The organism is Amycolatopsis sp. NPDC005232, from assembly GCF_040607795.1.
GTDB lineage: Bacteria > Actinomycetota > Actinomycetes > Mycobacteriales > Pseudonocardiaceae > Amycolatopsis.
Genome location: NZ_JBEXHL010000030.1, coordinates 119,392 through 132,652 on the forward strand (window position 1 = coordinate 119,392; position 13,261 = coordinate 132,652).

Annotated in this window: 7 protein-coding genes; 4 read left to right on the forward strand and 3 right to left on the reverse strand. The window is 70.9% G+C overall.

What is annotated here, in order from left to right; all coding sequences use genetic code 11:
- Window positions 1–161: 161 nt before the first annotated feature.
- Complete coding sequence (locus tag ABZU76_RS39345) at window positions 162–731, forward strand: TetR family transcriptional regulator (protein ID WP_354879573.1); 570 nt, start codon at window positions 162–164, stop codon at window positions 729–731.
- 312 nt (window positions 732–1,043) lie between these two features.
- On the opposite strand, the gene ABZU76_RS39350 is transcribed toward ABZU76_RS39345, so the two are convergent.
- Together ABZU76_RS39350 and ABZU76_RS39355 are read right to left on the reverse strand one after the other, a co-directional pair.
- Entirely contained in the window at window positions 1,044–2,075 is a 1,032-nt protein-coding gene (locus ABZU76_RS39350) for an alpha/beta fold hydrolase (protein WP_354879576.1), read from the reverse strand.
- A gap of 265 nt (window positions 2,076–2,340) precedes the next feature.
- Window positions 2,341–5,133, reverse strand: a complete 2,793-nt coding sequence (locus tag ABZU76_RS39355) for an FAD-binding and (Fe-S)-binding domain-containing protein (RefSeq protein WP_354879579.1) — start codon at window positions 5,131–5,133, stop codon at window positions 2,341–2,343.
- Window positions 5,134–5,297: 164 nt separating this feature from the next.
- Between ABZU76_RS39355 and ABZU76_RS39360 the strand changes: the two genes are divergently transcribed.
- Window positions 5,298–5,579 carry a hypothetical protein gene (locus ABZU76_RS39360; protein ID WP_220243147.1) on the forward strand — a complete coding sequence of 94 codons (282 nt, stop codon included), beginning with the start codon at window positions 5,298–5,300 and terminating at the stop codon, window positions 5,577–5,579.
- 61 nt (window positions 5,580–5,640) lie between these two features.
- Here the strand turns inward: ABZU76_RS39360 and ABZU76_RS39365 are convergent, their stop codons facing one another.
- A complete protein-coding gene (locus ABZU76_RS39365; protein WP_354879582.1) occupies window positions 5,641–6,267 on the reverse strand; it encodes a YigZ family protein in 627 nt (208 codons plus the stop codon).
- Window positions 6,268–6,871: 604 nt separating this feature from the next.
- Here ABZU76_RS39365 and gltB point away from each other — a divergent pair.
- Complete coding sequence (gene gltB, locus ABZU76_RS39370; protein WP_354879585.1) at window positions 6,872–11,401, forward strand: glutamate synthase large subunit; 4,530 nt, start codon at window positions 6,872–6,874, stop codon at window positions 11,399–11,401.
- Window positions 11,402–11,466: 65 nt separating this feature from the next.
- On the forward strand, window positions 11,467–12,918 hold the full coding sequence (locus tag ABZU76_RS39375) for a glutamate synthase subunit beta (RefSeq protein WP_354879588.1): 1,452 nt from the start codon (window positions 11,467–11,469) through the stop codon (window positions 12,916–12,918).
- The last annotated feature ends 343 nt before the right edge of the window (window positions 12,919–13,261 follow it).

Genomic DNA, 13,261 nt, shown 5'->3' on the forward strand with positions numbered 1-13,261 from the left:
ACGGCCGCGCGGGGGCCGTCGGTTCACCAACCCTGATGTGTCATCGCGCACAAACCCACCCGAACGAGTGCACGATCGACCCGGCCTGCCCGCGTGACGCAGCGCCGATGCGTCCTCACCGCGTGCACTGCGGTTAACCTCTTGCGCGAACGGGAGGCGCCATGACCGCAGAATCGCACGCCCGGAAGCGAGACGCCGCGGCGACGAAAGCGGCGCTGCTCGACGCCGCCGAACAACTCTTCGCCGAGCGCGGCTTCGACCGCACCACCGTGCGCGACATCGCCGGCCGCGCGGGCGCGAACCAGGCGCTGCTGTTCCGCTACTTCGGCAGCAAAGAAGCCCTCTTCGAGTCCGTCATGGCCCGCGGCGGCTTCGCCCAGCTGGAGGCGACCCCGCCCGAGCACCTCTTCGCCGAGACCCTGCGCAGCCTCCTCAAGGACGACTCCGAACGCCGCGACCGCTCCCTGGAGACCTACCTGCGCTCCACCGGCACCGACGGCGCCGGTGCCGCCCTGCGCGACCAGCTCGGCGAGGAATACGCCCGCGCGCTGGCCTCCCTCACCGACGAGCCCGACGCCGCCCTCCGCGCCGACCTCGCGCTGGCCTGGCTGCTCGGCATCGGCCTCGTCCGCGCGGTCACCCGCAAGGACCCCCTGGCGAGCGCCTCGCCGGAAGACGTGGCCCGGCTGACGGGGCCGGCGGTGCGGACGTTGCTGGAGCGCAGCGAATAGGCCGGATCGGCGCAGCGAGCGAGTGCAGCATGGTCGCGCTGACGCGGTCGGCGCACCCGGCATGGCCGTCTCAGCGGCCCGCCGCCGAGACGTCGCCGTGCTGCCGACCGGACCCGCCGCACCGGCAAGGCCGCCCGAAGCAAACAGGCCGGCCCAGTGCGGTCGAGCCGACGCCACCGGGGCCCTGCCCAGACCGAACCGCCCGCGGGGAACTGCGGCAACCAGCCACCGCTGAGCGCCGCGAGCGACCCCTGGTCCCCGTCCCGGCTGCGGTGCAACCTCGGCGTCGGCTGACCGAGTCAGTGCGGCGGATCAGGCGCCCTGCGTGGTGAGCCAGCTGTCGATGGTGCTGGTGGCCAGCGCGGCGGCGGGGCTGAGAGTGAGGGAGTGCGCGGCGCCCGGGATGGCGGCGGCGGTGAAGGACGCGGCGGAGGGGAAGAAGCCGCGCTCGGCCTGGGTGATGGCGGCGGCCGTGGTGCAGGGGTGGCCGAGGGCACCGGCGCAGAAGAGGGTGTCGGCGGCGCCGTTTGCGATGAGGACGGGGGCGGTGACGGCGAAGGAGTTGGTGGCGGGCAGGACACTGAGGGCTTGCACCGCGCCGTCGGCCTCGGTGGCGGAGAGGACCGACTTCGTGGCCTCGTCGCGGGCGACGGCGGAGGCACTGGCGTTGTCGCCGTCGAAGAGGGTGCGGCGGTGGCCCGGCAGGGTCGTGAGCAGGCCCGCGTCGAGGCCGGCGGTGGGGCCGACCTGGGCGTCGAGGACGGCCGGGTAGAGATGCCGGGTGAAGGTCTGCGCGAGGATGTCCGGCGACAGGTGATGGGTCATGCCGGTGAGGACGAGGTAGTCGACGTCGCGGTAGGTGCCGGCCTCCGCCATGGTCTCGATGGAGCCGAGTGAGTGGCCGACGAGCGCGACGCGGTCGTACGCGTGCCCGCCGACGGCGCCGTGGCGCAGGGCCGTGATCACCTGGTGCAGCACGGCCGACTCAGTCTCCGCGGTGATCAGCACGGACGGCAGGTGAGCCGACTCGCCGTAGCCGAGCTTGTCGATCGCGAGGGTGGCGTAGCCGTCCGCGGCCGCGGCGGCGGGGACGTCGAACGCCTCGTCCCAGTAGTGCCGGTCGTAAGTCGCACCGTGGACGAGCAGCTGCACGGTCCGCGGCTGCCGCCCGGCCGGCGTGCAGTAGGTGCCGTGCACCTGGGCCGCCACGACGAGGTCGGCGGTCACCGGGAGGTCGACCTCCGTGCAGCTCTTGGCCGGCTCGGCGTTCGCGGGCGACACCACCACGGTCACCGCGGCCAGCGCCGCCGCGAGAACGAGGCCCACGCGACGGGCGGAGTTCATGAGAACCTTCTTCTGTTGCGCGACAAGGGATTCCAGCGACCCAAGCTTAAGCGGGGAACCCGTCGCGCGACCTGCGGCAAAGGACACGACGGCCGAGACGCTGCCCGGCTGTCACCGGCTCGACGTGCCGAGGAATAAAGCCGTGTGCCGCCCACGATCGTGCCTCGACGGCCGAGATCATGACGTCGCTCCGGCCCACCGGCGCCGAGGCCGAGTTCGACCGGCCCACCCGGGCCGGCCCGCCGCCAGTGCCTTGCTCCACTGCCTAACGCAACGCCCGCCGCAGCAACTCCGCCAGGTGCACCGCCTGCCGGCCCGACTCCTGCGCGATCTGCGTCCGGCAGCTGAACCCGTCGGACAACACCACAGTGGACTCCGCGGCCTCCCGCACCGCCGGCAGCAAGCGGTCCTCCGCCACGGCCTTGGACACCTCGTAGTGCCCCTTCTCGAACCCGAAGTTCCCGGCCAGCCCGCAGCACCCCGAGTCCAGCGTCGTGTTGCGCACGCCCGCCGCCGCCATGGCCGCTTCGTCGGCGGCGAAGCCGAGCACGGCGTGCTGGTGGCAGTGGACCTGCGTGATCGTCTCGACGTCGAGCGACACCTCCAGCGGCTTCGGCGCGTCGGCCAGCAGCTCGGCGAACGTCCGGGTCCGCGAGGCCAGCAGCTCGCCGACGGGATCGCCGGGCAGCAAGGCCGCCAGGTCACCCCGGAACAGCGCCGTGCAGCTCGGCTCCAGACCCGCCACCTCGTAGCCGGCTTCGAGATACGGTCGCAGCACCGTCAACGTCCGCTGCAGCACGCGCTTCGCCACGTCCAGCTGGCCCGTCGACACCCACGTCAGTCCACAGCAGACACCGCGGTCGGGCAGGACCACGTCGTACCCGGCCGCCGTGAGCACCTCGGTCGCGGCTTCGAGCACGTCCGGCGTGAGGTAGTTGTTGAACGAGTCCGGCCACAGCACCACCCGCCGCTCACCCGTCGCCCAGCGGCGCAAGTCGCGACGGGCCCGCGTGAATGGCACGGTGGCAAACGTGGGCAGGTCGCGTTCGGCAGCGATGCCACCCAACCGCTTCAGCGGGCCGGCGGCCCAGCGGCGGCGAGAGAAGAAGTTCGCCACTCGCGGCGCGACCGACACCGCGCGCAGCCACATCGGCAGCCAGCCCATCGAGTAGTGCGACGCCGGGCGCCGCCGCCCGCGGTAGTGCTGGTGCAGGAACTCGGCCTTGTAGGTGGCCATGTCGACGTCCACCGGGCAGTCGGACAGGCAACCCTTGCACGACAGACACAGATCGAGCGCCTCGGCGACCTCCTCGGACGCCCAGCCGTCCTTGATCACCTCGCCGTTCACCATTTCGGCCAGCAGATGTGCGCGTCCGCGCGTGGAATGTCGCTCTTCGCGCGTCGCGCGGTAACTCGGGCACATCACGCCACCGCCGCTGGTGTTGCGGCACTTCCCGACGCCGACGCACCGCCGCATCGCCTGGCCGAAACTGCCGCGGTCCTCGGGGTAGCCGAGCACCGTCACGTCTTCGAGCGCGAGCGGCGCGCGGCGCACGCGCAGGTCGGCGTCCACCGGCCGCGGGTCCACGATGATGCCGGGGTTCATCCGGCCCTCCGGGTCGAAGATCCCCTTGAACCGCGCGAACAACGCCATCATCTCCGGGCTGTACATCCGGCCCAGCAGCTCCGAACGCGCCTGCCCGTCGCCGTGCTCCCCCGACAGCGAACCGCCGTGCGCGGCGACGAGATCCGCGGCCTGCTCCAGGAACGTCCGGAACTGCGCCTTCCCCGGGGTGGACAGCAGGTCGAAGTCGAGCCGCAAGTGCAGACAGCCCTCGCCGTAGTGGCCGTAGACCACGCTGCGACGGCCGTGCTCGCGCATCAGCTCCTTGAACTTCCGCAGGTACGAGCCGAGCTGTTCGGGCGGCACCGCGGCATCCTCCCAGCCGGGCCAGGCTTCCGCGCCGTCGGCCAGCCGCGTGGCCAGCCCCGCCCCCTCTTCGCGGATACGCCACAACCGGCGCTGCGCCGCGGGATCGTCGAGCACCACCGAACCCGTGAGCGCGCCACCCAGCGAAGCCGCCAGCTCCCGCGCCCGCGAAGCCGCTTCGGCCGGCGAGGAACCCGCCAGCTCCACGAAAAGCCACGCCCCACCCGGCGGAAGTCCCTGCGCCCGGCCGGGTTCCAGCATCGCGACGAGCTCCGCGTCCACGCCCTCGACGGTCAGCGGCGACCACGGCAGGATGCCCGGCACCGCGTCGGCCGCGTCGATGTCCGACGGGAAACCCAGCACCGCCAGCACGCGGTGCTTCGGCAGCTCGGCGAGCGCGACGGTCGCCCCCAGCACCGTCACACACGTGCCCTCGCTGCCGACCAGCGCCTTGGCGACGTCGAACCCGTTCTCCGGCAACAGGTGCTCCAGCCCGTAGCCGGAAACACGCCGCGAGAAGCTCGACAGTTCCGTCCGCAGCAAAGCGAGGTTGTCCCGCACCAGCGAACGCAGCTCGGTGAACACCCGCCCCTCGGTGCCCGGAAGAGCTGCCCGGGCGTCCACTTCGGACGGCGCCGTCGGCCCGACCGTGAGCCGCGTGCCGTCGTAGAGGAGCACGTCGAGCTCACGCACGACGTCGACGGTCCGGCCCCACGCCACGGAGTGCGAACCGCAGGCGTTGTTGCCGATCATGCCGCCGATCGTGCAACGGCTGTGCGTGGACGGGTCAGGCCCGAACCGCAGCCCGTGCGGCGCGGCCACCGCCTGCAGGTCGTCGAGCACCGTGCCGGGCGCCACGCGTGCGAGCCGCGTTTCGGGATCGATCCACTCGACCCCGCGCACGTGCCGTGACGTGTCGACCACGATCCCCGGCCCGCACGAGTTCCCCGCGACACTCGTGCCCCCGCCGCGCGGCACCAGCGGCGCCCCGCGCTCACGCGCCGCCGCGACGGCGGCGACCACGTCGTCCACCGTCTCCGGCAACACCACGCCGAGCGGCACGTGGCGGTAGTTCGACGCGTCGGTGGTGTAGAGCGCCAGCGTGGCGGTGTCGCTGAGGATTCGCACGCCCTCCATTCAAGACACGCCGTCCTCGGGACGGCACAGGGGGACCCCGGAAAATCTCGACATCACCCCAGAGAACACGTGAAATGCACGACTTCGGGCCTGTCGCGACGGAAACTGTCGGTGGTCCGGGTTCTACTGGAGCAGCGAAGGAAGGAGGCACCGCGATGCAAAGTGAGCACTCGAGTGAGCTGAACCACCGCGAGCGGGCCACCCTGAGAGCCGTCGCATCGGGGCGGGCCGAGATCAGCTGCAGCTGCGAGCCAGACCTGTACGTCGACGGGTTGAGCTGCTGCGACCAGGCCACCACCCGCCGGCTCGTCCGGCGCGGGTTCATCGAGGCCGCGGCCGAAGGGCCGTGCGGCGAGCTGGTGCTGGCCGTGCTGACCGCGGCCGGGATGGTGGCGCTGAACGAAGCCACTCCGTCCGGGGCGGTCACCGCCGCCTGAGCCGGCCGCGCACCGAGCGCGATTCCCGGCGCCCCACGGCGGTTCCCGGGGGAGGCGTCCGTCAGGAACGCACCCATTCCTCCCCGAGTTCGACAGCCTCCGCCGTCCCGCCGGTCAGATCGGCGAGCCAGGCGGCGAACGCCGGTTCCTCGCCGGGCGCCAGGCCGACCTCGAAATGCGCCGACGCCTCGAACCGGGTGTCGTGCAGCACATACGACGAAGCACGCAGGTCGTTCTCCAGCCGGCCCGAGCGGGTGTAGTCCACCTCGACGTCGAACAGCAGCAGGCGCCGGTACTCGACCACGGACGCGGCGTCCAGCGCGTCGGACACCGCCTGCCCGTACGCGCGGATCAGACGGCCGGCGCCGAGCAGCACCCCGCCGAAGTGACGCGACACCACGGCGACCGTGTCGGTGACCTCGCGCCGGCGCAGCACCTCCAGCATGGGGACGCCCGCGGTGCCGGCCGGTTCGCCGTCGTCGCTGGAGCGCTGGGTGCGCCCCTCGGGGCCGAGGACGAAGGCGTGGCAGTGGTGGCGCGCCGCCGGTTCGGCCTTGCGCCGGGCCGCGATCACGGCCCGCGCGGCGGCCTCGTCGGCCACCGGAGCGAGCGCGCAGAGGAACCGGGAGCGCTTGATCTCGATCTCATGCAGTACCGGGCTCGCCACGGAGAGATAACGATCAGCCATCGACGGTTCGCCTCATGTGTCCAGTCAACCAGCTTCGCCCGCGGCACAACCCGCGACCCGCACAGGTGTTTGCGCAGGTCAGCGCCGCTACTGACCAGTGGTCGGGAGACGTGGCCCGACATATGGGCATACCCCGGGGGCCGTCAACGTAAGCGTGGCATTTCCCACCCGGGCGCAACGACATATGTCGAACACAGCGAATTCACACTATCGTCATAAGACCCGGCGAACCCGGGAGTAACACCACGCGCCCGGCCGGCCCCCCACCACACAGGCTGACCGAACCGCGCGTGCGCAGCCGCAGCGAACCGCTGCACCAACGAAGGACTGCTGCACCGACGAGAACAACAGCGCCCATCGTCAGGATCACACTGGCGGAGAACGCGGCGCTGACGTAACTTGTGGCCGCCCAGTGCTGTGCGGCTGTACACCCGGAACCGCCCCTGCCGCAGCGCGGTCGATGTCGACCGAGCCGGTTTCTAGGGCGGTTCCCTCCTTCTCGACTGACCATCGCGGTTCCGGACCACTTCGTTAACCGGTTCAGTGTCGAACCACCCGATGGAGTGAGTACCGGTCGCGCCAACGCCTTGGGAGGCGGCCAGCCGTGACCCACCGTTCCACTGCCGGTTCCACCGGTCTGTACGACCCCGCGTATGAGCACGACGCCTGCGGAGTCGCCTTCGTCGCCGATCTCGCCGGTCGCCGAGATCATCAGATCGTGGCGAAAGCCCTGGTCGCACTGCGGAACCTGGAGCATCGCGGGGCGCGCGGCGCCGAACCCGACACCGGCGACGGCGCCGGACTGCTGATCCAGGTACCCGACGCGTTCTTCCGCGAGGTCGTGGACTTCACGCTGCCCGAAGAGGGCGCGTACGCCGTCGGCACCGCGTTCCTGCCCCGCGACGAGAAGCGCCGCGGCCGGGCCATGACCACCATCGAGCGGATCGCCGCCGAGGAGGACATGCGCGTGGTCGGCTGGCGCGAGGTGCCCGTGGACACCGCGCACTGCGGCCCCACCGCCGCCGAGACGCGCCCGCACCTCACGCAGCTGTTCCTCGCCGGGCGCCGGCACAACCGCGACGGCCTCGGGCTCGAGCGGTCGGCCTTCTGCGTGCGCAAGCGCGCCGAGCACGAGCTCGTGGACGACGACGTGTATTTCCCGTCGCTGTCCTCGCGCACCATCGTCTACAAAGGAATGCTCACCGAGGACCAGGTCGAGCGGTTCTTCCTCGACCTGCAGGACGAGCGCGTGACGAGCGCCATCGGCCTCGTGCACTCCCGCTTCTCCACCAACACCTTCCCGTCGTGGCCGCTCGCCCACCCGTACCGCTACGTGGCGCACAACGGCGAGATCAACACGCTCAAGGGCAACCGCAACTGGATGGACGCCCGCGAGGCCCTGCTGGAGACGGACCTCATCCCCGGCGACCTCAAGCGCATCTACCCGGTCATCACACGCGGCGCCAGCGACTCCGCCTCGTTCGACGAGGTGCTCGAGCTGCTGCACCTCGGCGGCCGCTCGCTCCCGCACTCGGTCCTCATGATGATCCCCGAGGCCTGGGAGAACCACCAGGAAATGGACCCCGCCCGGCGGGCCTTCTACGAGTTCCACTCCACGCTGATGGAGCCGTGGGACGGACCGGCGCTGGTGGCGTTCACCGACGGCGCGCAGATCGGCGCGGTCCTCGACCGCAACGGCCTGCGCCCCGGCCGCTACTGGGTCACCGACGACGGCCTCGTCGTGCTCGCCTCCGAGGTCGGCGTGCTGGAGCTGGACCAGTCGACGATCGTGCGCAAGGGCCGGCTGGAGCCGGGCCGCATGTTCCTCGTGGACACGGTCGAGGGCCGGATCATCGAGGACGAGGAGATCAAGGGCCAGCTCGCCACCGCGCACCCGTACGACGAGTGGGTGGACGGCGGCCTGCTGCGCCTGGAAGAGCTGCCCGAGCGCGACCGCGAGGTCCCGCTGCACGCCGCGCTCGTGCGGCGCCAGCAGTCCTTCGGCTACACCGAGGAAGAGCTCGAGGCCATCCTCGAGCCGATGGCCCGCACCGGCGCGGAGCCGATCGGCTCCATGGGCAACGACTCCCCGCTCGCGCCGCTGTCTTCGCGTTCGCGGCCGTTGTTCGACTACTTCATCCAGCTCTTCGCCCAGGTGACGAACCCGCCGCTCGACTCGATCCGCGAAGAGCTCATCACGGCGCTCGGGACCCAGGTCGGCGCCGAGCCGAACCTGCTCGTGGCCAACGCGGCGTCGTGCCGGCGCATCGTGCTGCCGTTCCCGGTGCTGGACAACGACCAGCTCGCCAAGCTCGTGCACGTCAACGACGACGGCAACCTGCCCGAGTTCCAGGCCGTGACGGTGCTCGGCCGCTACAACGTCCACGGCGGCGGCGAAGCGCTCCTGCAGCGGCTCGACGAGATCCGTTCCGAGGTGTCCGAGGCCATCGAGGACGGCGCGCGGCTGATCGTGCTGTCCGACCGCGGCGTCGACGAGAACCACGCGGCCATCCCGTCGCTGCTGCTGACCGGAGCCGTGCACCACCACCTCGTGCGGGAGAAGACCCGCACGCAGGTGGGCCTCATCGTCGAGGCCGGCGACGCGCGCGAGGTGCACCACATCGCGCTGCTCGTCGGGTACGGCGCGGCCGCGGTCAACCCCTACCTCGCGATGGCGACGGTCGAGGAGATGGCCCACCAGGGCCTGATCCCGGGCGTCACGGCGAAGCAGGCGACCGCGAACCTGATCAAGGCGCTCGGCAAGGGCGTGCGCAAGACGATGTCCAAGATGGGCGTCTCGACGGTCGCGTCCTACACCGGTGCGCAGATCTTCGAGGCCGTGGGCCTGGGTGCCGACATCGTCGACACCTGCTTCACCGCCACCACCTCGCGGCTCGGCGGCGTCGGGTTCGACACGATCGCCGACGAGGTCGAACAGCGCCACCGCCGTGCGTTCCCTGGTGACGGTGTGCGCGCGAGCCACCGCGAGCTGGAGACCGGCTCGGACTACCAGTGGCGCCGCGAAGGCGAACCGCACCTGTTCAACCCGCAGACCGTGTTCAAGCTCCAGCACTCCACGCGCAGCGGGAAGTACGAGGTCTTCAAGGAGTACACGAAGGCCGTCAACGACCAGTCCGAGAAGCTGCAGACGCTGCGCGGACTGTTCGACTTCAAGACCGGCGAACGCCCGCCCGTGCCGATCGAGGAGGTCGAACCGGTCTCCGAGATCGTGAAGCGCTTCGCGACCGGCGCCATCTCCTACGGCTCGATCTCGATGGAGATGCACCAGACGCTGGCGATCGCGATGAACCGCCTCGGCGGCAAGTCCAACACCGGCGAGGGCGGCGAGGACGCCGAACGGCTCTACGACCCCGAGCGCCGCTCCGCGGTCAAGCAGGTCGCTTCGGGCCGGTTCGGTGTGACGAGCGAGTACCTCGTGAACGCCGACGACATCCAGATCAAGATGGCGCAGGGCGCGAAGCCCGGCGAGGGCGGGCAGCTGCCCGGCGCGAAGGTGTACCCGTGGATCGCGAAGACGCGGTACTCGACGCCGGGCGTGGGGCTCATTTCCCCGCCGCCGCACCACGACATCTACTCGATCGAGGACCTCGCCCAGCTGATCCACGACCTGAAGAACGCCAACCCGGCCGCGCGCATCCACGTGAAGCTCGTGTCCGAGGTCGGCGTGGGCACGGTCGCGGCGGGCGTGTCCAAGGCGCACGCCGACGTGGTGCTCATCTCGGGCCACGACGGCGGCACGGGTGCCTCGCCGCTGTCGTCGATCAAGCACGCGGGCGGACCGTGGGAGCTGGGCCTGGCCGAGACGCAGCAGACGCTGCTGGCCAACCGGCTGCGCGACCGCATCGTGGTGCAGACCGATGGCCAGCTCAAGACCGGCCGCGACGTCGTGATCGCCGCGCTGCTCGGTGCCGAGGAGTTCGGTTTCGCGACCGCGCCGCTGGTGGTTTCGGGCTGCATCATGATGCGCGTGTGCCACCTCGACACCTGCCCCGTGGGCGTCGCGACGCAGAACCCCAAGCTGCGCGAGAAGTTCAGCGGCAAGGCCGAGTACGTGGTGAACTTCTTCGAGTTCATCGCCCAGGAAGTGCGGGAGTACCTGGCGGAGCTGGGTTTCCGGTCGATCGAAGAGGCGGTGGGCCGCGCCGAGGTGCTCGACAAGCGCAAGGCCGTGGACCACTGGAAGGCGGCCGGACTCGACCTGTCGCCGATCTTCCACGTGCCGGAGCTGGCCCCGCGCGCGGCGCGCCACCAGGTCGTGAAGCAGGACCACGGGCTCGACAAGGCGCTCGACAACACGCTGATCCAGCTGGCCGAGGGCGCGCTCTCCTCGGGTGACAAGGTGCGGCTGGAGCTGCCGGTGCGCAACGTCAACCGCACCGTCGGCACGATGCTGGGCTCGGAGCTCACGAAGAAGTGGGGCGGCGAGGGCCTGCCGGACGACACGATCGACGTGACGTTCACCGGTACCGCGGGCCAGTCGTTCGGCGCGTTCGTGCCGAAGGGCATCACGCTGCGGCTCATCGGCGACGGCAACGACTACGTCGGCAAGGGCCTCTCGGGCGGACGGCTGATCGTGCGGCCGCCCAAGGAGGTCTCGTTCGCGGCCGAGGACCACATCATCGCGGGCAACGTGATCGCCTACGGCGCCACGAGCGGCGAGATCTTCATCCGCGGCAAGGTCGGCGAACGGTTCTGCGTGCGCAACTCGGGCGCGCTGGCCGTCGTCGAAGGCGTGGGCGACCACGGCGGCGAGTACATGACGGGCGGGCGCGTGGTGGTGCTCGGCGCCATCGGGCGCAACTTCGCGGCCGGCATGTCCGGCGGCATCGCCTACGTGCTCGACCTGCCGGCGCACCGCGTGAACCCGGAGATGGTCGACATCGACCCGCTCGACGCCGACGACACCGACTTCCTGCGCGAGACCGTGGAGAAGCACTACAACGAAACGGAGTCCGCGGTCGCGCGCGAGCTGCTCGCCGACTGGGACGCCGCCGTCGACCGGTTCGGCAAGGTCATGCCGAAGGACTACAAGCGCGTGCTCGCCGCTCAGGTTCAGGCCGAGCGGGACGGGCGCGATGTGAACGAGGCGATCATGGAGGCAGCTCATGGCTGATAATCGCGAAGCCGGTCATGAGTGCCGACCGGGTGTGGGTACCCCACAAGATACGGAGGCCGCACATGGCTGACCCCAAGGGCTTTCTGACCACCACCCGTGAAGAGCCGAAGCGCCGTCCGGTCGATCTTCGGCTGATGGACTGGCGTGAGGTCTACGAGGACTTCGCGTCGACCAAGCTGGAGAAGCAGGCCGGGCGGTGCATGGACTGCGGCATTCCGTTCTGCCACCAGGGCTGTCCGCTCGGGAACCTGATTCCCGAGTGGAACACGCTGGTGTGGCGGGAAGACTGGCGCGAGGCGGCCGAGCGGCTGCACGCGACCAACAACTTCCCGGAGTTCACCGGCACGCTGTGCCCGGCGCCGTGCGAGACCGCGTGCGTGCTCGGCATCAACGACGACCCGGTGACGATCAAGCGCGTCGAGATCTCCATCATCGACCGGGCCTTCGCCGAAGGCTGGGTCACGCCGCAGATCCCGGTGGCGAAGACGGGCAAGAAGGTCGCCGTCGTCGGTTCCGGGCCGTCCGGGCTGGCCGCGGCGCAGCAGCTGACGCGAGCGGGCCACAGCGTGGTGGTCTACGAGCGGGCCGACAAGATCGGCGGGCTGCTGCGCTTCGGCATCCCGGAGTTCAAGATGGAGAAGCACCGCCTCGACCGCCGGCTCGACCAGATGCGGGCCGAGGGCACGGAGTTCCGGACGTCGGTGAACGTCGGCGTGGACGTCACCGTCGAACAGCTGCGCTCGAACCACGACGCGGTGGTTCTCGCCGGCGGCGCGACCGCGTGGCGCGACCTGCCGATCGACGGCCGCGAACACGACGGGATCCTGCAGGCGATGGAGTTCCTGCCGCCGGCCAACCGCGTCGCCTCGGGTGACCTCGACGCGGTGCCGTACTCCGCCGAGGGCCTCGACGTCGTGGTCATCGGCGGCGGCGACACGGGCGCGGACTGCGTCGGCACGTCGCACCGCCAGGGCGCTCGTTCGGTGACTCAGCTGGAGATCATGCCGCGGCCGCCCGAGTCCCGCGCGGACGCGCACCCGTGGCCGACGTACCCGATGATCTACCGGGTGTCCTCGGCCCACGAAGAGGGCGGCGAGCGCCTGTACTCCGTGAACACGCAGGAGTTCCTGGCCGACGCCGACGGCCGCGTCCGCGCGCTGAAGCTCGTGGAGGTGCGCAACGAGGGCGGCAAGTTCGTCCCGGTCGAGGGGAGCGAGAACGAGCTGCCCGCGCAGCTCGTGCTGCTGGCGATGGGCTTCGTCGGCCCGCAGCACTCGGGCCTGCTGGAGGACCTCGGCGTCGACCTCGACCAGCGCGGCAACGTCGCGCGCGACCAGGACTTCCGCACGAGCGTCGACAACGTCTTCGTCGCCGGCGACATGGGCCGCGGCCAGTCGCTGATCGTGTGGGCCATCGCCGAGGGCCGCTCGTGCGCCGCCGGCGTCGACGCCTTCCTCACCGGCCGGGCCTTCCTCCCGGCCCCGATCGCGCCGACGGACCGGCCGATCGCGTGACCCCGTGGTCGGGCGCATCAACGGCGCTGCGCCCGCCACGATCCCCTCAACTCGAGGCAGGCGCACCAGCGTTGTTGCGCCTGTCTTGTCCTCAGTGGACCTTTTGCGGTCCCGCCCCGGACCCGGGTGGTCACGGCAACGGCGCCGTGTCCGCCCGGCCCGAGGTGTGCGCCTGGGCGGGTGCGCCACCGGGCGAGGTGCGCCAGGAAATCCCCTACCTGGCTCGGCAAACCCCCACCCTTCCAAGGCAGGGTTCCGGCAAAGTCTTTGGGCCTGGTTGTAGGGCGGGCACGGTCTCTGTTGATCATGTGATTGTCGAAGTCCCATGATCGTGAGAGAGCCG